The sequence below is a fragment of the Paraburkholderia sp. RL18-101-BIB-B genome (assembly GCF_046026985.1).
Classification (GTDB): Bacteria; Pseudomonadota; Gammaproteobacteria; order Burkholderiales; family Burkholderiaceae; genus Paraburkholderia.
Genome location: NZ_JARESV010000056.1, coordinates 25,240 through 50,576 on the forward strand (window position 1 = coordinate 25,240; position 25,337 = coordinate 50,576).

General features: G+C 59.9%; 23 protein-coding genes. 15 read left to right on the plus strand and 8 right to left on the minus strand.

Features of this window, described 5'->3' with window-relative positions; translation table 11 throughout:
* Nucleotides 1–77: 77 nt before the first annotated feature.
* Together P0D73_RS39890 and ppk2 (P0D73_RS39895) are read right to left on the minus strand one after the other, a co-directional pair.
* The gene (locus P0D73_RS39890) at nt 78–1,814 is read right to left on the minus strand and encodes a SulP family inorganic anion transporter (RefSeq protein ID WP_408181886.1); all 1,737 of its coding nucleotides are present in this window, start codon (nt 1,812–1,814) and stop codon (nt 78–80) included.
* Between the two features lie 37 nt (nt 1,815–1,851).
* The gene (gene ppk2, locus P0D73_RS39895; RefSeq protein WP_408435487.1) at nt 1,852–2,667 is read right to left on the minus strand and encodes a polyphosphate kinase 2; all 816 of its coding nucleotides are present in this window, start codon (nt 2,665–2,667) and stop codon (nt 1,852–1,854) included.
* Between the two features lie 647 nt (nt 2,668–3,314).
* On the opposite strand from ppk2 (P0D73_RS39895), the gene P0D73_RS39900 reads away from it, so the two are divergent.
* The 4 genes from P0D73_RS39900 to P0D73_RS39915 all read left to right on the plus strand — a co-directional run bounded on the left by P0D73_RS39900 (nt 3,315) and on the right by P0D73_RS39915 (nt 8,434).
* Complete coding sequence (locus P0D73_RS39900; protein ID WP_408181883.1) at nt 3,315–4,907, plus strand: aspartate:alanine exchanger family transporter; 1,593 nt, start codon at nt 3,315–3,317, stop codon at nt 4,905–4,907.
* A gap of 53 nt (nt 4,908–4,960) precedes the next feature.
* A complete protein-coding gene (locus P0D73_RS39905; RefSeq protein ID WP_408181882.1) occupies nt 4,961–5,956 on the plus strand; it encodes a 2-hydroxyacid dehydrogenase in 996 nt (331 codons plus the stop codon).
* An 85-nt stretch (nt 5,957–6,041) separates the two neighbouring features.
* On the plus strand, nt 6,042–7,076 hold the full coding sequence (locus tag P0D73_RS39910; RefSeq protein WP_408435489.1) for an amino acid ABC transporter substrate-binding protein: 1,035 nt from the start codon (nt 6,042–6,044) through the stop codon (nt 7,074–7,076).
* A 17-nt stretch (nt 7,077–7,093) separates the two neighbouring features.
* Complete coding sequence (locus P0D73_RS39915; RefSeq protein WP_408435491.1) at nt 7,094–8,434, plus strand: ArsB/NhaD family transporter; 1,341 nt, start codon at nt 7,094–7,096, stop codon at nt 8,432–8,434.
* Nucleotides 8,435–9,195: 761 nt separating this feature from the next.
* Here P0D73_RS39915 and P0D73_RS39920 read toward each other — a convergent pair.
* The gene (locus tag P0D73_RS39920) at nt 9,196–10,779 is read right to left on the minus strand and encodes a DUF3300 domain-containing protein (RefSeq protein WP_408435493.1); all 1,584 of its coding nucleotides are present in this window, start codon (nt 10,777–10,779) and stop codon (nt 9,196–9,198) included.
* Between the two features lie 287 nt (nt 10,780–11,066).
* Nucleotides 11,067–11,882: a polyphosphate kinase 2 gene (gene ppk2, locus P0D73_RS39925; RefSeq protein WP_408289542.1), complete on the minus strand. Its 816-nt coding sequence runs from the start codon at nt 11,880–11,882 to the stop codon at nt 11,067–11,069.
* 446 nt (nt 11,883–12,328) lie between these two features.
* On the opposite strand from ppk2 (P0D73_RS39925), the gene P0D73_RS39930 reads away from it, so the two are divergent.
* From P0D73_RS39930 to P0D73_RS39955, 6 genes are all read left to right on the plus strand, one after another.
* Nucleotides 12,329–13,009, plus strand: coding sequence for a hypothetical protein (locus tag P0D73_RS39930; protein WP_408181875.1), 681 nt, complete (start codon nt 12,329–12,331; stop codon nt 13,007–13,009).
* Between the two features lie 627 nt (nt 13,010–13,636).
* Nucleotides 13,637–15,094, plus strand: coding sequence for an ATP-binding protein (locus P0D73_RS39935; protein WP_408289546.1), 1,458 nt, complete (start codon nt 13,637–13,639; stop codon nt 15,092–15,094).
* Nucleotides 15,091–15,714 carry a response regulator transcription factor gene (locus P0D73_RS39940; protein ID WP_342960743.1) on the plus strand — a complete coding sequence of 208 codons (624 nt, stop codon included), beginning with the start codon at nt 15,091–15,093 and terminating at the stop codon, nt 15,712–15,714. The genes P0D73_RS39935 and P0D73_RS39940 overlap by 4 nt, the downstream gene beginning before the upstream one ends.
* Before the next feature lie 165 nt (nt 15,715–15,879).
* Entirely contained in the window at nt 15,880–16,266 is a 387-nt protein-coding gene (locus tag P0D73_RS39945) for a response regulator transcription factor (protein ID WP_408181871.1), read from the plus strand.
* Nucleotides 16,267–16,584: 318 nt separating this feature from the next.
* A complete protein-coding gene (locus P0D73_RS39950) occupies nt 16,585–17,346 on the plus strand; it encodes a bestrophin-like domain (RefSeq protein ID WP_408181870.1) in 762 nt (253 codons plus the stop codon).
* 248 nt (nt 17,347–17,594) lie between these two features.
* A complete protein-coding gene (locus P0D73_RS39955) occupies nt 17,595–17,879 on the plus strand; it encodes a hypothetical protein (protein WP_408181868.1) in 285 nt (94 codons plus the stop codon).
* Nucleotides 17,880–18,056: 177 nt separating this feature from the next.
* On the opposite strand, the gene P0D73_RS39960 is transcribed toward P0D73_RS39955, so the two are convergent.
* The 4 genes from P0D73_RS39960 to P0D73_RS39975 form a co-directional block, all read right to left on the minus strand.
* Nucleotides 18,057–18,848, minus strand: a complete 792-nt coding sequence (locus P0D73_RS39960) for a hypothetical protein (RefSeq protein WP_408314136.1) — start codon at nt 18,846–18,848, stop codon at nt 18,057–18,059.
* An 11-nt stretch (nt 18,849–18,859) separates the two neighbouring features.
* On the minus strand, nt 18,860–19,732 hold the full coding sequence (locus tag P0D73_RS39965; protein WP_408183706.1) for a DUF2092 domain-containing protein: 873 nt from the start codon (nt 19,730–19,732) through the stop codon (nt 18,860–18,862).
* Nucleotides 19,733–19,778: 46 nt separating this feature from the next.
* Nucleotides 19,779–20,075 carry a hypothetical protein gene (locus P0D73_RS39970; RefSeq protein ID WP_132383115.1) on the minus strand — a complete coding sequence of 99 codons (297 nt, stop codon included), beginning with the start codon at nt 20,073–20,075 and terminating at the stop codon, nt 19,779–19,781.
* A 210-nt stretch (nt 20,076–20,285) separates the two neighbouring features.
* Nucleotides 20,286–20,453 (minus strand): hypothetical protein, encoded by a 168-nt coding sequence (locus tag P0D73_RS39975; RefSeq protein WP_408435496.1) that lies wholly within the window; start codon nt 20,451–20,453, stop codon nt 20,286–20,288.
* A gap of 1,309 nt (nt 20,454–21,762) precedes the next feature.
* Between P0D73_RS39975 and P0D73_RS39980 the strand changes: the two genes are divergently transcribed.
* The 5 genes from P0D73_RS39980 (at nt 21,763) to P0D73_RS40000 (ending at nt 25,190) form a co-directional block, all read left to right on the plus strand.
* On the plus strand, nt 21,763–22,908 hold the full coding sequence (locus P0D73_RS39980) for a sensor histidine kinase (protein WP_408183549.1): 1,146 nt from the start codon (nt 21,763–21,765) through the stop codon (nt 22,906–22,908).
* Nucleotides 22,909–22,913: 5 nt separating this feature from the next.
* A complete protein-coding gene (locus P0D73_RS39985; protein ID WP_132383119.1) occupies nt 22,914–23,549 on the plus strand; it encodes a response regulator transcription factor in 636 nt (211 codons plus the stop codon).
* A 163-nt stretch (nt 23,550–23,712) separates the two neighbouring features.
* Complete coding sequence (locus P0D73_RS39990) at nt 23,713–24,099, plus strand: response regulator transcription factor (protein ID WP_408183547.1); 387 nt, start codon at nt 23,713–23,715, stop codon at nt 24,097–24,099.
* Nucleotides 24,100–24,251: 152 nt separating this feature from the next.
* Nucleotides 24,252–24,827 carry a lipid-binding SYLF domain-containing protein gene (locus tag P0D73_RS39995; protein ID WP_408183545.1) on the plus strand — a complete coding sequence of 192 codons (576 nt, stop codon included), beginning with the start codon at nt 24,252–24,254 and terminating at the stop codon, nt 24,825–24,827.
* Nucleotides 24,828–24,914: 87 nt separating this feature from the next.
* The gene (locus P0D73_RS40000; RefSeq protein WP_408289565.1) at nt 24,915–25,190 is read left to right on the plus strand and encodes a hypothetical protein; all 276 of its coding nucleotides are present in this window, start codon (nt 24,915–24,917) and stop codon (nt 25,188–25,190) included.
* The last annotated feature ends 147 nt before the right edge of the window (nt 25,191–25,337 follow it).

The following is a 25,337-nucleotide window of genomic DNA, read 5'->3' on the forward strand; positions in this document are numbered from 1 at the left end:
GTAGGGCGAAGCCTCGCGCCAAGCACGCGACGTGCGGTCAATCTAACGTGTCGCTTTCTCGATTTGGATGGGTGGTGTTAATCGTGAGCCTGGTCGGTCTGATACCTGGCAACCGCCATGTCCATATTGAAAAACATCCTGTCGTTCCCGAGCGCCTCTCCCAGCGGACAGCGCCGCACCATCGCAAGCACGTCGGGATTGAGACCGACGAGCCAGAGCACGACTCCCTGCTCCTCACGAATTTTCCTTTCCGCATCGGTCAGCATCTTTAATGCCGTGTATTCGAAGTCGAATACAGCAGAGAGATCGAGCACCACCACTTTCGGTTTGGGCTCGGCAATTAGCAGTCTCAGCTTCTCTCCGACGCGCATGGCATTGGCAAAGAAAATGCGTCCCTGCGGCCTCAGCATCAGTAGGCCGGGGAAGGTCTCGTCGGCGGGGTTGTCGGTCGAGCGCGGACGGAAGACGTTCGTGCCGGGCTTCCTGCCCAGTACATAAACCGGCGGGTCCGACATCTGATGAGCGAGCGCGGCCAGCGACACGATGATCGCGACGACAATCCCTTCGAGCGTGCCGACCACGGCCACGCCGACCAGCGCGACCAGCGCCCAGATGAACTCCGTGCGACGTACCTTGAGGATCTCCCGGAATTCAGCCGGCTTGATCAGTCCGATCGAATAGACGATGACCACCGCTGCCAGTGTCGCCTCCGGCATCAACCCGATGAGCGGTGCCAGAACGAGCATTGTGCCGAGCGCGGCTAGCGAGGTGACCAGTCCGGAAAGTTGGGATCGCCCACCCGAGAGCCGGTTCACCGCGGTCTGCGTCGTCCCGCCGCCAGCGGCCATGGCGCCGAAGAAAGCGCCGCCGAGGTTTGCCAGTCCCGTCGACAGCAATTCCCTGTTCGGCTGTGGAGTCGGCTCGCCGCTTTGCGCAAACGCCCGTCCTGCCGCGATGGATTCGGTAAAGCTCATGAGTGCTATGCCCAGCGCAGGGGGCCAAAGCATCGTCACCATCTGCAGATCCGGCGGCGTAAAGGGAGGCAGTCCCGTGGGGACGTGGCCCACCGTCGCCACACCATACGCCGGCAAGGCGAACAGTTTCACGGCGGCAATGCCGGCCGCCACCGCGACCAGGGGTGCGGGCGCACGGGGGAGGAAGCGCTCCATGGCGACCAGCAGGACGATCATGACCGCGCCGACGGCCACTGTTGCCCAGGACGTTTGCGGGATCTCATGAACGATGGCGAGCAGGTTGTGAAACAGCGCGCCTTTCTGAAAATGGATGCCGAGTAGCTTCGGCACCTGGTCCACGACGATGACAATTCCGATGCCGGCCTTGAAGCCAATGAGCACCGGTTCGGAAATAAAATTCGCGATGAAGCCCAGCCGCAGCAGTCTCGCTACGATAAGAATCGCCCCTACCAGGCATGTCAGCGTCGCCGAAGCCGTCAGCAGGCTGGCCGGATCGTTCGCGGACGCCACACCGCCGAGTGCCGCCGCGACCAGGATTGCGATCGTGGTCGTCGTACTCACGCTGAGGACACGCGAAGATCCCAGCAAAGCGTAGATCAACATGGGAACGAAGGCGGTGTATAGCCCGACCTGAACCGGAAGGCCGGCAATGGTCGCATACGCCAGTGCCTTCGGGATCACCACCGCGGCTAGCGTCAGGCCGGCAATGATGTCGGGCCTCAGCCACGCTGCCCTGTAGTCGCCAATCCATTCCGGGAAGGGCAGGCGGACGCTGCCGGCCGACCGCCTTAGTGGAGGTCCATTTCGCTTTTCCCGGCGGGACGACTGTTCCTGTTTCATGGCAACGATGGCCTTCGTCTACAGTGAGCTCCCGAGGTCAGAATCGCTCAGCGATGTACTTGAACGGATAGTCCGGTTCCTCATAGCCTTCCGTTTTTTGCCGCTTGGGAAGCGTCACTTTCTGGCGAGGCATCGCCGCGTAGGGAATCCGGTGAAGCATATCGCTGATGATGTTGAGCCGCGCGCGACGTTTGTCATTCGAATTCGCCACGTACCACGGAGCGATCTCGGTGTCCGAGGCCTCGAACATTGCGTCGCGCGCACGCGAGTAGTCATACCAGCGGCTATAGGATTTCAGGTCCATATCCGTGAGCTTCCACACCTTGCGCCCGTCGTGGATGCGTGCTTCAAGACGGCGGGTCTGTTCCTCGGGGCTGACTTCGAGCCAGTATTTGAGCAGGATGACGCCGGATCCGACGATCGCCCGTTCGACGAGCGGCACCGCCTTGAAGAAGCTCTGCACGTCCTCATCGGAGCAGAAACCCATCACCCGCTCGACTCCCGCGCGGTTGTACCAGCTGCGGTCGAAGATCACGACTTCTCCAGCGGCGGGCAGGTAGGGCAGGTAGCGTTGCACGTACATCTGGCTCTTTTCGCGCTCGCTCGGCGCGGGCAGCGCGACGACGCGAAAAATGCGTGGACTCACACGCTCGGTGATCGCCTTGATGGTGCCGCCCTTGCCCGCGCCATCGCGTCCTTCGAAAACGATGCAGATCTTGCTGCCTGTTTGAATCACCCATTCCTGGAGCCTGACCAGTTCGACATGCAACTGGAACAACGCCTTCCGATACTCCTTGTAGGAGAGCGTTTTGTCTGCCCCGGACGGGTCTTTTTTCGCTTGTGTCTTCGCCATTACCATGTCTCCATGCGCACGTTGACCTGAGTAATTTTCCGAAGATCCCCTACCAATGTAGGCTTCGGCGTGAAGCAACGCCATACAACCTTGGTCCAATATCGTCGCCACATCGAACGCCGTATGCTGCAAGCGTCTGCTCGTAGTCAGCCGATCCGAAGGTCGCCATGTCACCGGCATGGTTCGGTTCGATCGCCGCCATCGCACCAGGCACACGCCGCTCGATGTGGCATTTCCAGCGGCTGTCGGAACACCGGGCGCCGGTGTTGCCGTATTGGAATGTTGGCGGGCTTGTTCACGGATGCGCCACGGTTTCCCATGTGTCGCCGGCTGGCTTGGACAGGCGATCCCATTCAGCTTGAGACCGTGCTGTGCGGTGCTCAACACTCGCTGATCGACCTGCCCGGCGCTCGGGAGGAAATTCGAAAGAGTGCGGCCATTGTCGCGCGGGGTCCCAGCATCGAACATTATTCGCTCAAGCCGGCCTTGCCCTGACCGGTGTCAGGCGCTGCCAGTATCCGTCGAGCAGCACACCGCGTGCACATGCCATGCAGACACGGCAGCCCGATCGAATCCTGAGCACGTGGGAGTAAGTTCTTCTTCGCATCGTCGCGCTATCGTGCCGGTCGTCTAACAACGAGGCCGTTATGGATACACTCAGGGCTCTGCTCGAAACTCAGCCGTTGTTCACGCTGTTCCTGACTATCGGATTGGGTTATGTCGTGGGCGAGTTCAGCATAAAGGGCGTCTCGCTCGGATCGGGCGCGGTCCTCTTCGTGGGACTGGTGATCGGAGGATTCGCACCCAAGTCGTCACCGCCTGCCCTTCTCGGAACCCTTGGTTTGCTGCTATTTCTTTATGGCATCGGCATCCAGTACGGGGCCCAGTTCTTTAAGGGCCTCACCAGCGCCGATGGACTGCGCGCCAATGCGGCAGCCGCTCTGGGAGTCGTTGGCGCGGGATTCGTGTCTTTGGCTCTCGTTCCGATGTTTGGCGTCAAACTCGATGAATCACTCGGGATGTTCGCGGGCTCGGGTACCAGCACAGCGACCTTGCAGGCGATCATCGCAGCGACAAAAAGCGACGGCGCCGCTGTCGGCTATAGCGTAGCCTACCCGTTCGGCGTTGCAGGTCCCATCCTGCTCATTTACATGCTTAGCGCACTGCTAAAAGTGAAGGTCGAGCAGCCGCCGGAAAAGCTCATAGAAACCGCTGAAATTGCGCTGAAAAACGGCGCATTCATCGGTCTCAGGTTTTCCGAGTTGACGGCACGACTGCCGGCCGGTGTGGCAATCGCGGCCGTGCGTCGCGAACACCACAATCTCCTGCCTGGGGACGACCTCGTCCTGCACACGGATGATGTCCTGCTTGCCACTTCTATGGACCCCGCGATGCTCAAGGACGCAGCCGCTCTTGTCGGAGAACTGCAGCCGGGGAGGATGACCAGTCACCGGGAGGATCTCGACTATGCGCGCGTATTTGCGTCGAGCCGGGCCGTGGTGGGGCGATCGCTTCGGGACATCGCCTTCCCTGAAGGCGTGATCTGCTCGATTGCTCATGTACGTAGAGGTGATGCCGACATCTTGCCCAGTTCCGACCTGATCCTCGAGTTCGGCGACCGGGTCGGCCTGCTCGCCAATCGAGCTCAGATGAAGGCGATCCGTAGATTCTTCGGCGACTCTATCAAGGGCACCGCGGAGCTAAGCTTCATCTCCATCGGCGCCGGCGCAGCCGTGGGACTACTCATCGGCATGATCCCGATCCCTATTCCGGGGGTCGGCAAGCTGACCCTGGGGCTGGCTGCGCTGCTGCTGGTTGCGCTCTACCTCGGCAAGATTCGCCGCTCTCCACCATTCGTCTGGACCATGCCTCTCTCGGCCAATCTGGTCCTGCGCAATTTCGGCCTGACGATCTTTCTCGCCCAGGTGGGGATCGCTTCCGGGCCGAAGTTCTTTGCGACAGTCGGCGCGACCGGCATTTCGTTTCTCCTCTGTGGCGTGGCGATTCTTCTCGCACTGGTGCTGATTACAGCGTTCTTCTGCCTGTGGGTTTTCAAGCTGCCGTTTGACGCGACGGTGGGAATCATCAGCGGCGCGACGGGGAATCCGGCCATCCTGGCCTTCGCCAATCGCGTTGCTCCCACAGACAGGCCGGACGTCGGTTACGCAATGATTTTTCCTTCGATGACTATTGTGAAAATCCTGTTCGCGCAGATCGCTGTTGCATTGGTCGGTGGATAGCCGACCAGGCTTTTGGCGAAAAGCCGGACCTCCATGAAACCGGGAGACACGCGATGAAAATTGCCGTATTCAGCGCCAAGCCCTACGATCGCGAATTTCTCAATGCCGCGAACGTTACCGAGGGCCATCAACTCAAATACTTCGACGACCCGTTAGAACTGGAAACCGTCGAACTTGCCACGGGCAATGACGCCGTCTGTATCTTCGTCAACGACACTGCGGATGCAGCGGTCCTCGACGCACTCAAGCGCGGGGGAACACGCCTCGTCGCGCTGCGCTGCACCGGCTTCAATAACGTGGATCTCAAAGCCGCCGACCGTCTCGGGGTGAGGGTGGTTCGAGTCGTGGATTACTCGCCCAACTCGGTTGCGGAGCATGCGGTTGCATTGCTGCTGGCGATCAATCGGCGGATCCACCGGGCCTATAACCGAACGCGAGATTCCAATTTTGCGCTGGACGGGCTGATGGGTTTTGATTTTTGCGGCAAGACAGTGGCCGTGGTCGGTACAGGCAAGATTGGCCGTGTCTTCACCAGGATCATGCTTGGTTTTGGATGCAAGGTCATCGGCTACGACAAATTCCCGTCACCCGAATTCGAGGCGTTAGGTGCCAGCTACGCGCGTCCGCTGGAAATTGGTTCGAGCGCGGACATCATTTCGCTGCACTGCCCGCTGACTCCGGAAACCTTTCACATCATCAATGCCGACAGTCTGGGCAGGGCAAAGCGCGGGGCATTGCTGGTCAATACCAGTCGTGGTGGGCTGGTGGACACCGAAGCGCTGATCGAGGCACTCAAAAGCGGGCAACTGGGAGGGGCGGCGCTCGACGTGTACGAGCAGGAAGCAGAACTTTTTTTTCGCGACCTTTCCAGCACCATCATTACCGACGATGTGCTTCAACGCCTGATCTCGTTCCCGAATGTCATCGTTACCGGTCATCAGGCGTTCCTCACGCGTGAAGCCGTGACGACGATTTGCCAAACAACCCTGCGAAGCGTCACCGAGTTCGAAACGGGCCAACCGCTTTCGAACGAAATCAGGACATCCTGAACCTCACCTCAGGCGTTCGTTCGACGATGAGGGTGAATAGAACATCGCGCACAGCATCACGCCACACGGACGGAGGGATGACGTCATGGCAACGACAGGCCGAATCGTGAGGGCGATATGGCTGCTGCTGCTCGCTGTGATGTGCCTGCCGTCGCGAGTCGAAGCGGCGGACGGGCAAACCCTGATGATTGCGAAGGCGCGCGGTGCGCTGCGCTGCGGCGTTAGCGAGGGGATTGTCGGCTTTTCCGTACGGGATGCCGCGGGACACTGGTCGGGTATCGATGTCGACTTCTGCCGCGCCGTGGCGGCCGCCGCCCTCGGCGACCCCGCACGGGTCGCATTTGTTCCGCTCACGGCGTCAGCGCGTTTTCCGGCGCTTTTGACGGGTGAGGTCGATCTGCTCGCGCGCAACACAACGTGGACCCTGCTTCGTGAAGGGGCTCTCAAGGTCCAGTTCGCGGGTGTTCTGTTTTACGACAGCCAGGCATTCATGGTGCCGGGGCGGGGCGGAGCACAGTCGGTTGCCTCGCTCAAGGGTGCCACGGTGTGCGTACAGAAGGACACGTCCACCGAAGAACATCTGCTTGCCTACTCGGCGGCGAACGGGCTCGACATCAAGCCGCTCGTGCTGAAATCCGCGATTGAACTGGAACAGGCGTTCTTCGCCGGGCGTTGCAGCGCATACACGGCCGACGCGTCCTATCTGACTGCCATACGCTTGCATGCGCCAGGCGGCGCGGCATCGGTCGTCATCCTTCCGGAGCGGATCTCGAAACAGCCACTTGGCCCGGTTGTCCAGGGCGGTGACGTCTCCTGGCTGATTCTCGTGCGCTGGGTGCTGTTCACGCTGATCGCAGCAGAAGAACTGGGCGTGACCTCTGAGAACGTGCAGGAACGGATGAGCGATCCCCTTGTTCGGCAGGCGCTTGTTCCCGACGATACAGTCGCCCGCGCGATCGGTGTCGAACCCGAGTGGACACTTCGGGCGTTGCGAAGCGCCGGTCACTATGGAGAGATGTTTGACCGAAACCTCGGCGCGCGCAGTCCGCTGCGGCTCGAACGCGGGATCAACGAATCGTGGACGCATGGCGGGCTGATGTATGCGCCGCCGATGCGCTGAACCCAGCGAGGCGCGTCATGAGCGAACTGCAGGTCTATATTGTCCTCGGCGTGTTCGCGACGGTCATACTGGTGATCGCGTTCAACGTGATCGATATGGCCGTCGCCGCGCTTGTCGGCGTGAGCGTTCTGATCGCGCTGCGCATACTCGACGAACAGGACATGCTGAGCGCGGCCCGAACCGCCGCGGGTCCGATCAGTCTGTTGTTCGGCGGCATGGTGGTCGCGCGCATCCTGTCATCCACGGGTCTGTTCGACCTGGTCGGCGACCTGTATCTTCAGGCCACCGGCGGAAGCGGTAAGCGCTTCCTGCTGCTCCTGATTGCGATTGTCGCGCCGCTGTGCGCGTTCCTGCCGAACGCGACCACGGTCGTCCTGCTGGCCCCCATCATCATCCGGGTGGCCGTGGCGCTCGAGGTGGACATCGTTGCTCCGATGGTGCTGACCGCCATCGTCAGCAACTCAGCCGGACTGCTCACGCTGGTCGGCGATCCGGCGACGTTCCTCGTCGGCAGTTCGATCGGCATGACGTTTGGAGAGTACCTTCGGCGCGTCAGCCTGGGCGGTGTCGTCGCCGTTGGGGTCGTGGTGCCGATGCTTCCGCTCCTGATGCGCGACATATGGCAGATCCGGCGGACCTTGCCGCCCCGTGAGCCGCGTGCGCGGCTCCAGCGGCCTATTTATGCGGGCGTGTCGCTCGTCGTGCTCGCGACGATGATGGCGCTGTTCGTGTTCGGCGAGGACTTGCCCACGCGCATCGTTCCGCCGGCGGTTGCACTGATTGCCAGCGCACTGGCGTTGCTGGTCGGCTACGCGTCCAGGGTCGAGTCTACCGATAGCGTGCTGCGGGAGGTCGACTGGAAGACACTGGTGTTCCTCGGCGCGGTTTTCTGTCTGGTTCAGGCGATGACCAGGACGGGTCTGCTTCAGGTCATGGCACTCCAGCTCTATCAGCAATTCGGCACCCAGTTGTCGCTCGTCGCTCTGGTGATGATTGCCGGAATTGGACTGCTGTCGTCGTTGCTCGCCAACGTACCGGTTGCAGCGGCGTCCATTGTGATGGTCAAGGGATACCTGGTGGCGGCGGAGTTCGTACCCGACATTGCGTTGTCCGACCAGTTCACCCAGTGGCCGCCAGTCACCATTCCGGTGTTCGTCGGGATGATGTTCGGCGCGACGCTCGGAGGCAACGCCACACTCATCGGTGCGGCCGCGAACATCGTATCGGCGGGTATCTGCGCACGCGAAGGCAGGCCCGTGACGTTCGCGACGTTTCTGCGCTATGGACTGCCTGTGACACTTGTGCAGCTCGCAGCGTCTGCGCTCTACGTGCTCGTGCTGGCGCGGGTCTCGCACTGACTCGCGAAACTGACCATGGGGGCAGGGCGGCTTCGACACCGCGTGTGGATCCGCAGGATCTGGGCTGGATCGTTTCGAGGGGCGGGCGTCTTTGTTGAACATCTGCGCGCAACGTACGCGAGGCCTCGCGTGCAGTTCACAGCCACTGCGCGTGCAACCCTGTCGACGCATCGATCAGTTCGCGCGCGATGACTGTTTATTTCCTGGCCGCGCCGGTGACGCGTGACCCTCGTTGTCCGTGGAGCCAGGTTCTCGCGTTGAACCGACTGAGGAGAAGTAGCCGCCGCAGTGTTCCCAGCTACGCAAGCCACGTAGCGAGACTAGCCGCCCAACCCCGCAATCCCCAGTGCTATAGTTGTCCCGTCATTCTTCTGCGATCCTGACTCCCATGTTTTGCGACGCGTGCGAGAGAATGCTGCAAAGCGCTATTCCTGCGCCCCATCCACAGTTGCAGAAATCAGACTGTTCGACGAGGCTGCGTCCACTGGGTCGCCGCCCGCTCGAAGTGTGCAGATATCGCTGTCTTCAGTGCGGGGTCAACTGGATGCTCGAAACCGACATGTCGAACGCGGGCGAGCACGAGTGGATCTGTCTTTACCATTCGTCGAGCATTCTCGAGCCAGGCAGCGCTTCGGCGCCCACTTCGCAGGTGGAAACGGATTCTCCAACAGTTGCGCGGGTGAACGCCGCTTATGCAGTGGGCCCAGAAAAGCCGTATCAAATGTTGATTCAGCTGGGATCGCTTCCCTTCGTATGACGAACTAGCGCCGGCCGCCGCCGCCGCCGCGTGCGCCTCCGCCACCGCCGCCACCACCACGGGCTGCGCCGCCCCCACGATTATAGTTCGAGGACTGCGCGCTCGCTTGCCCGCGATTGTAGTCGCGCTGCGTCGCGGTACCTCCGCCGACGCCCTGGAATGCCGAGTCGCGGCCACCTCCCGAGTAACCGCCGCCGCTTCTGTCGAAGGTTTGTGCGTTTGACGGAGCGGCACGAGTGGGCGTTTGCGCACGATTGCTCGCCGCCGTACTTCGGTCGGACGCCTGTGCGCGATTGCTCGCCGCCATACTTCGATCGGACGTCTGTGCGCGATTGCCGGCTGCGGCGTTGCGGTTGGACGTCTGTGCCCGATTGCTGGCTGTAGCACCTCGATCGGACTTGTTGGCCCGATCGCCGGCACCCGCGGTATTCGTTCGGCCTGTACGGTTGGCGGCGGTCGCGTTGTTCTGGCGACCCGTGCGATTTCCGGCTTCCGCGCGGTTGGCGACGCTCGCACGCTCGGTAGCGCCGCCGGTGCGACCGCGATAGTCGCGTCGCGCATCGGCGCCCTGCGTACCCTTCGAGTACCTGTCACGCGTCGCGTTGTCGCGATAGGCGACACCCTGACGATGTCCCGCGTCGTGCTTCCACTTGCCGCCCTCTACCTTGGTACGGTCGAAATTGCGGTCGATGTTAACGGCCTTATTCACGTTGATGTTGACGTCATTGTTATTCCAGTTGCAATTGCCGAAGAGTGCGCCCGCAGCCGCGATGCCGACCCCCCATGCGAACCCGGTCGCAAGAGCGGCGCCGGGGTAATAAGCCGGATACGGCGGCCAGTAGGTCGGCGGGTAAGCGGGAGCGCTCCAGGCGCCGTAGACGACGGTCGGATTGTAGGAGGGCACGTAGACGACCTGGGGATTGGATGGCTCGATGCGCACGATGGTTTGCGGCGTCTGGCCACCTTGTGGGCGCTGGCCGCCTTCGCTCGGGGCCGGCGCTTCGACAACCACCTTCTGTTGCGCGTTAGACGTCAGGTGTCCGGCTTTTTGCGCACGCACCCTTAATCGCTGCACAGCGTCGAGCACGTCCTTTTCATTCGCAAGGAACGCATCTCCGAGCCTCTGGGTCCAGTCGAGCTTGTCGTTCATTGGTTCCAGCACCTGTGGAAATGCCACCAATGACTTCACGCTGACGTCCCACGCCTGGTCCTGCACCGCTTCCACAGCAGCTTCACCCTTCAGATCCTTGTGCGTTTTCACCCAGCGGGCAGCATGCACGATTTCGAGCGGATAGGTCGACGCCATCAGGATTTGCGATAACAGCGAGTCGGGATAGAGCGCGATCGGCGCGACCAGCGCCTCGATTTCCTCCGGTGGAAATTGCTGGGCCTGAGGCTCGGGCGCCGAGGCTGGGAGTGGCACGGACGCTGCGGCCGCAACAGAGGCTGCAACCGGGGCAGAGGCCGGCGCTGTGGCCGGTGCTGAAGCGGGCTGCGTCTGAGCCTGCTGATCCTGTTGCTTCGATGGGCAGCCCGTCAACACGACGACGAGGCTGATGCTTAAGAGCCGTGCAATCCTTCTCGTCATGGCCGCTCTCCGTTCGTTCCGTCAGGCAGCGAGTTGTTCGTGGGCTTCAATCTCACCGAGGCGGATGATCAGGCGGATGATCCGGTGACTGGTCGCGCGCGGCTACGTTGCACTGTGCGCAGATGATGGAATACATATTGGACTAGTGCTCGCCGTACGATCGGTACAGCCGGGTCTTCCAACTGCGGGCCGACCGCCGTGGTGGAGGTCCATTTTGCTTTTCCCGGCGGGACGACTGTTCCTGTTTCATGGCAACGATGGCCTTCGTCTACAGTGAGCTCCCGAGGTCAGAATCGCTCAGCGATGTACTTGAACGGATAGTGCGGTTCCTCATAGCCGTCCGCTTTTTGCCGGCTGGGAAGCGTCACTTTCCTGCGGGGCATCGCCGCGTAGGGAATCCGGTGAAGCACATCGCTGATGATGTTGAGCCGCGCGCGACGTTTGTCGTTCGAATTCGCCACGTACCACGGAGCGATCTCGGTGTCCGAGGCCTCGAACATTGCGTCGCGCGCACGCGAGTAGTCATACCACCGGCTATAGGATTTCAGGTCCATATCCGTGAGCTTCCACACCTTGCGCCCGTCGTGGATGCGTGCTTCAAGACGGCGGGTCTGTTCCTCGGGGCTGACTTCGAGCCAGTATTTGAGCAGGATGACGCCGGATCCGACGATCGCCCGCTCGACGAGCGGCACCGCCTTGAAGAAGCTCTGCACGTCCTCATCGGAGCAGAAACCCATCACCCGCTCGACTCCCGCGCGGTTGTACCAGCTGCGGTCGAAGATCACGACTTCTCCAGCGGCGGGCAGGTACGGCAGGTAGCGTTGCACGTACATCTGGCTCTTTTCGCGCTCGCTCGGCGCGGGCAGCGCGACGACGCGAAAAATGCGCGGACTCACACGTTCGGTGATCGCCTTGATGGTGCCGCCCTTGCCCGCGCCATCGCGTCCTTCAAAAACGATGCAGATCTTGCTGCCTGTTTGAATCACCCATTCCTGGAGCCGGACCAGTTCGACATGCAACTGGAACAACGCCTTCCGATACTCCTTGTAGGAGAGCGTTTTGTCTGTCCCGGACGGGTCTTTTTTCGCTTGTGTCTTCGCCATTACCATGTCTCCATGCGCACGTTGACCTGAGTAATTTTCCGAAGATCCCTTACCAATGTAGGTCTCGGCGTAAAGCAATGCCATACAACCTTGGTCTAATATCGTCGCCACGTCGAACGCCGTATGCTGCAAGTCTGCGCTCGTGGTCAACTGATGAAGGCGGTGAGGAACCACATTCGTGCCGCGCGCGCGGAATGCCGCAGGGCGGGGTAGTCATCCGATCCTGATGAACCTGTACAAGCGTCACGCATCCGACAGCTAGATGAAGCGTGAATATCCGCGCTCCCCGTTCGCTACGCCGCATTGCCCGTTTCCAATCCGCGAGAGGAGGCCTCCTCGCTCAACGGCATTCGCTCGGCGCGAGGTGTCGAACGCCACGTGCCGATTCGGCAGGGTAGTGAGTACGATCAGAGTACGATCACGCGCTAACCGCAATCGGAGAGTTCATGTACGCTACTGGTCCGACGGATGAGGAAGACGTCGAAGCGCGCGAGCCGGTTCTGGATACCGTCGACCGGGTGTCGGAACTGTGTTTTGGTCTGTTTATGGCGCTGACGTTCGTCGGCGCCGTGTCGGCCGTGACAGCAGGCGAAGACGCTGGGCGAAAAATGTTCTACACGGCACTTGGCTGCAACCTCGCGTGGGGCCTGGCGGATGCTGTGATGTTTCTCATACGCACGCTGACCAATCGCGGCAGACGGCTCACACTCGCGTCGACGGTAAGAAGCGAGCCGGACGCGGCCGCCGGAGTTCGCGCCCTTCGCGACGCGTTGCCAAGATGGATCAAACCCTTGATTGCCGATACGGAACTGGAACTCATCCGCGCGCGCCTCGCTGCCATCACTGCTTTGCCGCACCGCCCGCGCCTCGTGCGCAATGACTTCATCGGCGCGGTGGGCATTTTCTTGATCGTGGTCTTCTCGACGTTTCCGGTTGCATTGCCGTTCATCCTGTTCAGGGATGTCCCGACTGCCTTGATCGTGTCGCGTGCACTCACCCTTGCCATGTTATTTGCCAGTGGCGTGGCGCTAGGCCGCCACGCCGGCTACGGCGGATGGAAAACAGGATGCGCGATGGTTGCGCTCGGCGTCGCGCTGACCATGGCAATCATTGCATTGGGTGGGTGATGCCTGGTCGGCTCCGCCGGATTGCCCAGCTCCCGCCTGACCCGCACGAGTTGAGCGTTGATCGACAATGAACGGGTACCCTGCATGCACATATAGAAGCCAGAGTGCACGAATACATCGACAGGCAAACGCATCAGGATCAAGAAACTGCTTCAGCTTTGCGCTCATTCATCCGCGCTTCACCTGTAGCCTGTATGGGCGGCTGGGTGATTGCGGTGCGATGTAACCCGCGAGACTTCTGTTCGCCATGGAAAAACACGGTTGTGCGCGAGCGTCGTCGATATATGAAGTTTGTCGATCCCGCGACACCGGCGCTTGCGCCATCGAACCACCTGGATGACATTATGATAATTAACTGGGTACGAAATGAAACTGTTCGGGTCTACCCTATTTGCTGATCTATGTCAGAAAATGCAGGATGCCTTAGCCTATAGTGATCCAGCCGATCGGGAAAAATGACGCAAAGTCCCCGGTAAATAATTTGCGGCGGCCTATACTAAATTACAGCTATTACCTTGCCGAATGTTCACGGCAACTTTCGCGAAGTCAACTAGGTCGTTGAATCCAGTAGATCAGGCGCCGCAGCCGTATTGGTTGAATCAGCGCGAACTGGGTACGGAGATACCGATGATCAATCCGATCATGCAGGGGAGAGACCGGGTGATAGACGTAGTTACAACGTCAATAGCTTGGTTCGCACAACAACGCTATTTTCTTCAAAGCTTTTCCCCCGACATACGTGCTTTCCGAACTAGTGGCGCCACGATTCGCGAACGACACGATTCTCATTCAACGACGTCGACGCAGGTCTTACTCCCATCCCTTCACTGTGACATTGGCGTGTCGAGCATGCAGGCCACGGCCGACCCCCTTGAGGATCCTGATTCGGCGCCGGGATGGAGAGGGCGTGTTGTCACGTGCGTGTCGTGGTTACTGGGAGGCGGCCGTGGTACGCGCCGGATGCTCAACGCAAGGATTCCTTTGCGGGAGGCGCTTGAAATGATGCCGGTCCCGATCGTCACCGTCGACCATCGGAATCAGATCACCTTTGCGAACGCTCGAACGATAGAACTGTTCGGCTACACCAGAGAACAGCTGGCCGGCGCGTCGACGGAGATTCTATTCCCGATTCGTGGCGTGGGTGGCGACCATTTGGAAGTCGAAGAGCGTGGCGAAGCAAGCCAAATCGCCGGCGTTTCAACGACACAGGTGCTGGTCGCGCGGCGGCGTGATGGAGTCGGTTTTCCCGCGGAAACCAATACCACGAAATACACGGTTCACGACCAGGTACTGCGCATCATCGCAATATCGGATCGCAGTGCCTCCCAAGAAGTGGATCGAAACCGGAAGGAACTCGTACATCTGGCGCGCGTTTCGTCTCTGGGGGAGCTCGCCGGATCGCTTGCACACGAGTTGAAGCAGCCACTCACCGCCATTTTGTTCAACGCGCAAGCGGCACAGAAATACATGGAGTCGGAGACTGCCGACAAAGCGGAGCTCCGGGGCGCGCTAGAAGATATCGTCACGGATAACCGTCGGGCGAGCGAAGTCATCCAGAAGATCCGGACATTGGCGCGGAAAGGCGATATTGAATTGCAACCGCTGGACGTCGGCAACGTCGTACGCGACATTGCTGTTCTTGTGCATAGCGACGCCCTGACTCGCGGCGTTCGCACCCGCTTCGACATTTCCGAAAATCTGGCGATGGTTTGGGGTGACAAGGTTCAACTTCAGCAGGTCGTACTGAACCTGCTGTTGAACGCTTTCGATGCGGTCAAGGAGTGTGCTCCCGCGGAACGTGTGGTCGAGACAACCGTGCGCGAAGAACCGGATGGAGGAGTGCGGATTACGGTGAAAGACAACGGGCTGGGCCTGACCGTCGACAAGATGGACAAGATTTTCAGGGCTTTTTTCACTACCAAACTTCAAGGACTCGGGCTGGGTCTTTCCATCAGCCGCACGATCATCACCGGTCACGGAGGCAGGATATGGGCGGAGAACAACAATGGCAAGGGAGCATCGTTCCACGTAACGCTGCCCCAGGGAACCGGCTTGCGACAGGGCTGCGGCCCACAGTCACCATGAGCCAGCCCACAACCCGTGTTTTCGTCGTGGACGACGACGAACGGGTAGGATGCGCACTCACCCGCTTGCTGCGCGCCTCGGGCTATCACGTCGAATGCTTTGACAGTCCGGAAGCGTTTCTGGATAGAACCGATCTGGCGAGCACACCCGCTTGCCTCGTTCTCGATTTGCAGATGCCCGGCATGACGGGGCTGGAGGTGCAGCACAAGCTTGATCAGCTCCTTCCCATCGTGTTTCTGACGGGGCACGGCGACGTCGTCTCGAGTGTGGATGCGATGAAAGCCGGCGCATTCGACTTTCTAACCAAGCCGGTAAGCGAATCGCTCATGCTCGCTGCGATAGATCGTGCGCTTAAGCGCGCATGTATAGAGTTTGCGAAAAGAACCCAAAGGGCGGAGATCGAGGAACGGGTTAATCATCTCACGCGCCGCGAGCGCGAAGTCATGGCGCTCGTATTGACAGGTCGATTGAACAAACAGGTTGCCAGCGATCTGGGCGCAGCCGAAAAGACGATCAAGATTCATCGGGCCCGAGTGATGGAGAAGATGAAGGCGAGATCAATTGTCGAACTCGTTCGGCTCGCGGAAAAGGCCGGTGTGCACGCGGCCGACGACGAGTGATCCCCGCGCGGTCTGATCGACACCTCATACGATGCCTGCTCGGCCTCAACCACTGTGGTCGACGCTGCTAGTGGACCAAAGCCCTATATCTCATTTTGCTATCTCCCGGTAGGCTGAAGCTGCAAAAATCTACTAGCGAGAGCGATTGCGTGGTCGCATCGTAATATGGTCAATCCCAACCAAATCGTTGCTGTGGTCGACGATGACGAATCGGTTTGCCGCGCCATCAGGCGTTTACTGCAGTCTGTCGGTATAGAGGCAGAAACGTTCTCCAGTGGTGAAGAGTTTTTGGACACGCTTTCGGCGATTCCGTCATATCGGCCTTCTTGTGTGGTTCTGGATATCCAGATGCCGGGAATCAGCGGCTTGGAGGTCCAGCGTCAGCTTGCGCCGATCGGACTGCCTATCATCATGATTACCGCACACGACGAGCTTTCCGCTCGGCAGACCGCGCTTGTGTCAGGCGCTGTCGCGTATCTGCGTAAACCATTGAACGGCGCCATCCTGATCAAAGCCGTGGAAATGGCGGTAGGCGGTACGCCGCTGACCTGAAGCATTTTCATGAACCTTTGACATCTTGGCGAGCAACGTTTTCGTTTCCGCCCATCCGCTTTTCAGGTCATCCATAACAGTGACGCAGATCTAGAAAGATAGGCGCGCCGCCGCAGTATGCTATTGGACCTTGGTTCAATTGCATACTGCGGTGCTGCGCGCAAGATGCGGATTGGGGGTGGGTGTGGCCGAGCTTCGTCAGTCGTGCGCTTTCATGAAACACGAGGAACGTCGGCCCACGGCAGCACGGGCGCGGCAAGCGCGTCGCTTCGAAGACCGGGGCGTTTACCCCTATTATCCGGGACGGAGGATTGCAGGATGAGCCACCTCGTCGTCGCACTGATTGTATTCATCGTTGTTCTCGGCAGCGCACTAGCATGTTCCTACCTGCGCGACGTGCTGCCGCAACACCACTTAAGCGACGAATCGATCAGTATGGTGAAGTTGACGACCGGCCTTCTCGCTACTCTTGCCGCGTTAGTCCTTGGTCTGCTCATATCATCGGCGAAAGGCTCTTTCGACACGACGAACGGGGAGCTTGTACATAGCGCCGTCAACATCGTGCGTCTTGATCGCGTGCTGGCCAGATATGGACCGGAGACACGCGATATCCGCGCCCAGCTTAAACACATCACCGCTGCGTCGATCGCGTTACTCGCTGACGGTGATGCGGCACAAGTCGTGCGAATGACTGGCCCGGAGGCAATAGCCAGGACAGAAGAGTTTCAACGCCAGGTGGAAAACCTCTCGCCGCACAACGCAGCGCAAAGTCAATTGCAGACCAAGGCGCTGCAGATTGTCGATGAAGTCTACACCACGCGCTGGCTGGCATTGCTCCAGGAGAAAGCCTCCATCCCCACGCCGTTACTGGTTGTTCTGGTGGTGTGGCTGGGCATCATTTTCGGCACATTTGGCCTGTTCGCCCCTCGCAACGGCACAACGATCACTGTCCTGGTCATGGGCGCGCTGTCGGCGGCCGGCGCAATTTTCATGATCATGGAAATGAACACACCGCTCGATGGGGTAGTCAGAGTCTCCCTTGGACCCATGCGCGCCGCGCTCACCATACTTGGGCAGTGACCACTCGATCGCGGAGGTATTTGTTCGCTGGTCACCTGCTCAAGACTCACCAGCGATTGAACCAGCGTGATGTGCGAGTTGACGTATAAGGGGCTGAATCATCGCTGCTCGCAATAGGACTTGAGGACTCGAAGTGCAATATGCGCGGGAGTGAATGCGACTAAACTGGAATATGCATCAGTCCGGACGCATCGTCCCGTCGGGAGGAAATCGCAAGAATCTCACGCTGGTCACATCAGGAGGTGAGTATGAAGATTCTGTTCATGTTGATATGTGTAGTGCTGTCTTCGACTGCGTTCGCGGAGTGCGTCACCAACGCTCGTGGCGTGACAGCGTGCAACAACGCACAAGCGGCCGGCGGCTATAACGCAAATACGGGCAACGCGTGGAAGGCTCAAAAGAATCAGAACGGCGTGACGACGACGCAAACCAGCAAGGGTGGAGAGGCCAAGACGAAGAACGGCAAGGGTGTCTACAAGAGCCCGAGTGGAAAAACATGCTATCGCAGCGCCAACAGTCAGGGTTGCAATTAAAAATAGAAAATGGGATGCGAATGCGGAGCGGCTCATCTCAACGGACGTGGCTGCAAATGCTATGGGCGCCGCGCGCGCACCAGCATGCCGGTCCCCCGATTCTGCCCACACAGCCGCAGCGGCGCGGGTTATCCGGATGCTTCGCGAGAGCGAGTGCACCGGGTCAGCGGCGGCAGTTTATGCGGGCGGCGGTATCACTCGGTAGTAGACGCCATTCGCACCATAGGACGGTTGGAACCACGTATTGCCGCACAAATAGTAAGTGCCACCCTGAACCTTTGGGGAGATACAGCCCGCTGGCAGCGCTGCGTAGACCGAACCCATCGCGAACTGTGTGCTGGCAACCGCAGCGGTGTTGTACGCATTGGCGCTGCCGGCTGCGACACCGGCGTTGTATGCGTTAGATGTCGCGGCTGCCGTGTTGGCCGAAGCAATGGCGGCGCCGGCTGCTACACCGACTACTGCGCCCGCGGCGGCTGCGCCTGCTGTGGACCAGCCGCCGCAGTTGTAGCAGCCGGACCCGTAGTTATTCACGACGACCGGCGGATGGTACGCAGGATAGGTCGCACCGTAGTAGGGACTGTGATAGGCCGTCGCGCCCGATGAGCTCGTGTACGTCGTGTAACCGGATCCCGTAGCGTGGGTTGCCGTGCCGCCGTAAGCGCTGGTCGCGGTGGTGCCCTGACCATATGTATGGGTCGCGGTCCCGCCGTAACGATTGGTAGCGGTCGTTTGCCCCGATCCTTCCTGGTGGGTCGCAGTACCGCCATAGCGGCCGGTTGCGGTCGTGCCTTGCCCGTATGTGTGCGTTTCGCTGCCACCCCAGGCATTGCTGCGGGTTGTGGAATCCGAACCGGCCGCGTGCGATGTACTACCTCCGCGATAGTTCGCATGCGACCACGCGCCGGCTGGATCGGTGACGAGCGCCGCAACGAGCACACTCAGGAGACGGATGACGACGGTCTTCATGATGCGTGTCCTTATTGGGTCCCTGGCGGCTTCGTCTTTGGCGGCGGCTTCATTCCTGGGGCGTCGGTCTCGTCCGGGCGCGCGAACGCGATGCGCGCCGCACCGGTCGCTTTGGCCGAAGCAAAGGCATCCGCGGGGACGGTCACATCGAGTTGCCAGTTGGACAGTTCCAGCACGTGACGCAGCCTGGTCCGGTCGTTAAGGTAGACGGCATAGATGCGCCGCGGCAGTTTGTCCTGCGTGCCGATCCAGATCTGCACGAACACATCCCCGGTGATATACGCGACCATGTCTGTCGTCGTATCGCCGACCACGCGCGATTGACCAATATAGAAAGCGACCTTCAGTCCGTCGGCAATGTCCTTATAGGGATCCGCGACGACCACATCGGTAAACGGGAAATAAATCGCGGCGGAATCGTAGGCGAGCTGTAGCGCGGCGTCGATCGTCGGTGGCGCGTCGGCGACGGCAACCAGGTTTTCCGCCGGCTCGAACGCCATCATCGCCTTACCGTCGTAATAGAACTCCGAGGGCGGCCCGTCGCCGAGGGTGATGACCTTGAGCTTGTCCGGCCGCTGCAGTGTCACCTCCGATCTGGTCGAATAGACGAGGGGAGGACCGAGGCGGCTCGGACTCTCATAGGAGACGACGGCCGTGAATGCCATCGATCGGGCGGCGGCCAGGCGGGCGCACGCCGCTTTGAGCACCTCGATCGCGCGTGGTTCGAGTCCTGGCTGGAACGCCGGAGCGGCAGCCTTCGCGGGCCTGGCCGCTGCCTTAGCCGTGTGCTGTGTTTTCTGTGGCTGCTGGGTGTGGCCGCTCGCGATCATGCCCAGGCCAAGCGCGGCGACGGTCACGCAGCACAGGAATTTCGCGTAGGTCATCGTGGCCTCGATGAGTAGTCCAGTTCAGCGGCATACCCGGCGATGATCACGGGATCATGCCGCACTCGAACATCTTGCTGGCAATCGGAGCAGCCACTTTGTCGATGAACGCGGCACGCATCTGCGGATCGCTGCGGAGCAGTTCTACGGCCTGTTGTTCCTTCTCCGGCTTGGGTCGGCCTTTTTGCTGGGCCTTTTCCTGCCACAACTGCTCGCATGACGATTGCTGATATTTTTGAACGAGCTTGCCGGCAACCATATCCAGAACCGGGTATTGCGCAGCTGCGGTACCCGCGAACAGCAGCGCCGGTGCGATCGCAAAGCATAAGAGACGCTTGTTCATGACATCGCCCTCACATAGCCATCAAACGGTTATCAGCGAGGAAAAGTGTCGCGACCACCGCTTTCGTAACACTGACCTGGTTCCTGATTTCCGCAGGCCGAGCTCTGGAAAGGGCAATCAAACGCGCGTGCCCAAGAGACAGAATAGGGGACCCGTGCGGACACCGATATTGAACCTTGGTCTAACGTGTGTGCGCAATCCGCGGCCTCGTTACACGTGCCCGAACGTGACCGATCGGGTCGGTGCGTTCAGCGAAGCCGGCGTTGCCAGGGGAAACATCGGGATGTCACTCGCTTCGCAGCAATACATGCCGACGTCGAATCGCACGATGCCCAATTCACGCAGGCACGACTCAATGGTTTTGAGGCGCTTGAACATGCGCGCCGCTGCGCTGCCAGGTTCGACTGGCGGACGCGCGGCGTTGTCACCGGCCCGTCATACTCGCTAGCCACTTACTTCGACATCGTTGACAGGGACGTCGAGGTATAACAGGGTGGGCCTTCGTCATGACTGTCCCAAGGCGGGAATACCTTGTAGCAACCGTACAGTATCGGGCATGCGCGAGCAGACTGATTCGCAATCAGCCATAGAGCCATTGAGCAATGGAGCACGACCCGTTTCGTCCTGCTCGGCGTGCGTTTATCAAGCGGTTCTCTGTGCGGATGCAATCGCCACTAGCGGGACCTCGTCGCTGCACATAACATCAATGGTGAATCTAATTGTTTTCTTTTCCCATTCCGACGTATGCAGGTTTACCAGTAACGTGCGGATGCCGGGGCAAAACAGGTCCTTGCTGATTCGAATCTCACGTCATTCAGATTACAAGCGACGCCGCGCGTGAACAATTGCCCTTTGGTTCAATCCAGGTGTTGTTTCAGCGTTAGCGAATCGGCATTTTATTGCATCGATTGAAGAATGCACGAACTCGGCATTTACTAATGCTTGCATCAGGACTACGATTGATTTACCGGCCAGTTCTATGTCGTGTGTAGTAGTTACCTGGCTAGTCATACGGCTGGCCATGCGTGCGTTGTCTCCTGCGCTGGCCGATTTCACCGAATCGTCGCAAGCGACCTGCTATAGAAGTGACGGACCACAATCTGGCGAACACGCTGCCTGAAAAAACTCGTTGGCGAGCGAATCACGATCCTGACTTTCCGGCCTGCTGCACATATACGTAGCGGCGAAATCAGCCTTCGGGTCAGGCGCGTTATCTCTCGTCGAAATCCAGAGCGAGCTTTTCCGTCAGCCCATCTCTCGGCGCAAGCTCTTGAGAGGAATCCCGGTCATGAGCATCGTCATGCCAGCGATCATTGTTCTGGAAACCGCCATCATTCTGTGGCTGTTGATGGTGTTTGCCAGTCGCCGGCGAATTGCGCTAACAAGTCGTAGTCTTAAACCGCCAAATCTTGCGGATTATGTCGAGCGCGCGATGGCGTGTCTGGCTGCGATGCGTCCGCAGGTTTTCACAATGTCGGCTGGTGCCGGTTCGCGCGACGTCGTATCACGAACCGGTTCGTCAGCAGAGAGGCGCGTGGAGCAGCATCAAATGGCGGAAGAAGCGAATTCACCGGAAGCAGGTCAGCGTGCACGCGCGGGGCGTCCGATAACGGAGAGGGACCATGCCGCGGCTTCCGCACGACCGGTTCGGCGCCAGTCTCATGAAAGTGGCGGACGATCCGCGGGGTTGAACGATTCTCACGTGCTCGTGATGGAAAAAGGAAGCGGCGAAGCGTACTTTCGCGAGGCGCTCGCGCTTTTGCCTATTTCGATTCTGATGCTCGACGAGCGTGGCCGGATTTTGATGGTCAATCCGCAAACCGCCCGGCTGTTTGGATATGAATGCGACCAGTTGATAGGCAAGCCAGTTGGGCTGCTTGTGCCCGCTCTGCGTGCGGACACCGATGTTCCGCTCAGAGCCGACTTGTTCGCATTGCCGGAATCTCATGAAAGGACGCCATTGCGCGAGTTGTCTGCGCGGCGCAACAATGGCACGGAATTTCAGGTGGAGATCAGTCTGAATGCGTTTCGCTTCGACGACGGCAGCGTAACGCTCGCAATCATCGTCGACAGAACCGAGCGATACGAGCTGGAGCGCAACCGGCGGGATCTCGCGCATCTGACGCGCGTGTCCACAGTGGGCCAGCTTACGGCATCTCTGGCCCATGAACTGAACCAGCCGCTGACGGCGATCCTGAGCAACGTGCAGGCCGCGCAGCGCTTTCTCACGGCGGACCCCATCGATCTGGATGAAGTGCGAGAGATTCTGAACGACATCGTACAGGCTGACTATCGCGCGAGCGAGGTGATCCGGCGCATTCGCGCGGTCGTCAAGAAGGGCGATCTGGAAGTCGTATCACTCGATCTCGCGGGCATCATTCGCGACGTGGTCCTGCTGGTACGCGGCGACGCGATCGTGCGTGGCACGCGCGTGACGCTCGACGTCGAGGACGATCTGCCGCCCGTGCGTGGCGATAAGGTGCAGTTGCAGCAGGTCATGCTCAATCTCCTGCTCAATGCGTTCGACGCGATGAACGATATGCCGCCCGCTGACCGCGTAGTGTCGGTGACGCTCATGCGCGAGAGCAGCAATACGATTTGCATCGCCATCAGGGATCGCGGCCATGGACTGACTGTCGACAAGCTGGACAAGATCTTTAAGCCATTCTTTACGTCAAAACCCCAGGGTCTCGGGTTGGGATTGTCGATTAGCCGCACCATCATCGACATGCACCACGGGCGACTCTGGGCTGAAAACAACATTGACCGAGGCGCGACATTCTTTGTCACATTGCCTGTTGGGAATGCGACGGAGCAGGATGAGTCGCGATAGAAACCATGACAGATTCTGCTTCGCTTGTATTCGTCGTCGACGACGACGACTCCGTGTGCGGCGCGCTGGCGCGTCTGATTCGGTCAGCGGGCTATCGGGTGGAGACATTCGGTTCGGCACGCGCCTTTCTCGACAGGATGCCGGTCGATGCCTGTCCCGCGTGCCTCGTGCTGGATATCGAGCTGCCGGATCTGAGCGGACTGGAACTGGCGCGCGAACTCAATGCGGCGCTGCCGATCATTTTCATCACGGGGCATGGTGACATCGCGATGGGTGTCGGCGCGATGAAAGCGGGGGCAACCGATTTTCTGCCCAAACCGGTGTCCGATACTGACCTGCTGCGAGCGATTGATCAGGCGCTCGCGTGCGCGGTGCGAATGCGAGCGACCCGGCTTGAGTTCGACTCGCTTCGTGATCGCGTCGAGCGGTTGACGCCGCGCGAGCGCGAAGTGATGTCACTCGTCGTGATCGGCCTTCTGAACAAGCAGGTGGCAAGCGAACTCGGAACGGTCGAACAGACGATCAAGGTTCATCGCAGGCGCGTGATGGCCAAGATGGAAGTCACATCGCTGGCCCAACTCATTCGCATCGCGGACAAGGTCGGCCTTTCAGGCGTCGCGCATTCACACGCGGATCGCTGAGCGGCTGCAAGCGGCCTGACCGGCGTGTCGTCCGGGGATGCCATGAGGCCTTTCGGCGTCCACATTGCACCAAGGTCCACTATCGGCATTTGCGCCTGACTCATAGTCTATGGTTTGGGGGAGTGCACTGCCCCGTGCATTCCCGGACACCGGACTATGTGCAATGGGAAAACTCAAATCATTCGTTGTCGTCGTCGATGACGATGAATCGGTGTGCCGAGCGATCAAGAGACTTCTGCGCTCAGTCGGCATCGCTGCCGAAACCTTCGCAAGTGGCGACGCCTTTCTCGACGTGCTGTCATCCATGCCGTCATATCGTCCTGCCTGCGTCATTCTCGATGTGCAGATGCCGGGGCTCAATGGACTCGAGGTCCAGCAGCGTCTTTCAGGCAGTGGCACGCCTGTCATTTTCATCACTGCCCACGATAACATCAGCGTGCGCGAACAAGCCTTTGCAGGCGGTGCGGTCGCCTACATTCTCAAGCCGTTCAACGATGACCTGTTCATCAGGACCGTACGCGCGGCCCTCGAAGGAGGACAGCCGCCGTAGTCTGAACACGTGCGGATTCGCCCCGTATTGGACCAAAGTTCAATTGCCATCGGACAGATCTGCTACCAATACTACCGGTACCTGAAGCGCGCGGTGCACGCCGCTCCGGGACCCGGTCACGCAGTGACTCTTTTTGAATGGAGCGTCCTATCATGTTCAAGCTTGTCCGCCTGATGGCAATGATTCCGGTTCTGCTCGCGGCGGTCGCCTGCTCGAGCATGAACTCATCCCCGTCTGCGTCGACGTCCGGGTCATCACGTCCTGAGCTGGAACAGAAAGCGCGTGATGCATATCGGTCACTGGTTGCAACAACGCCAAAGGCGGGGGAACTGGGGACCAAGGCCACTGCCGTCCTCGTGTTTCCGGACATCCTGAAGGCAGGGTTTCTTGTCGGAGCGCAGGGAGGAGACGGCGTGATGTTCGGCCCGGACGGCAAGGTGCTGGGCTATTACAACGCTACGGCACTGTCATACGGCCTGCAGGCTGGGGCACAGAGCTTCCATCAGGCGATGTTCCTGATGACACCGGCGGCGCTCAGTTATCTGAACAGCAGCGACGGCTGGTCCGTCGGCATGGGACCGAGTGTCGTTGTCGTCGACGAAGGCAAGGCGAAGTCGATGACAACGACCACGTTGCAATCCGATGTCTACGCATTCATCTATGGCCAGGAAGGCCTGATGGCGGGCCTCGGCGTGCAAGGACAGAAGATCACCAAGATCAAGCCATGAGTCCGCGACTTTACGGCGCTTTCTCACATCGGCGTCGGAGTGCCGTGAGTCGGTGCCGGAACTGGATTGTCCAGGAGGCGTTTCGCCATGCAACCCCTGATGCGAGTTTCACCCGGGCTTGTGATGTCGGCGCTGGGATGCTCAGTGGCAGCCCGGCAACCCATCATTTACCCGGCTAAAGGCCAAAGCCCTCAGCGTCAACAGAACGACACCGCCGATTGCCGGTTATGGGCGAAGCAGACCACGGGTGTCGATCTTGTTGTGCTCGCGCAGCAGGCTTCCGAGGCTCAGGTATCCCAGCCGTTGGCCACGTATCACCGCGCGACGGCTGCGTGCATGACTGGCCGTGGGTACACGGTGTAGTAAAGATCGCAAGCAGCATGAGAGGGACCCATGAACAGAAAATGCGTACGTCTTCCGCTGGCGGCTATAGCGGTGTTGAGTGGGCTCTGTTCGGCCACGTTGTGCGCTGCCGAATTCGACGGCAGCAAGCCGCTGCTATGCGCCACG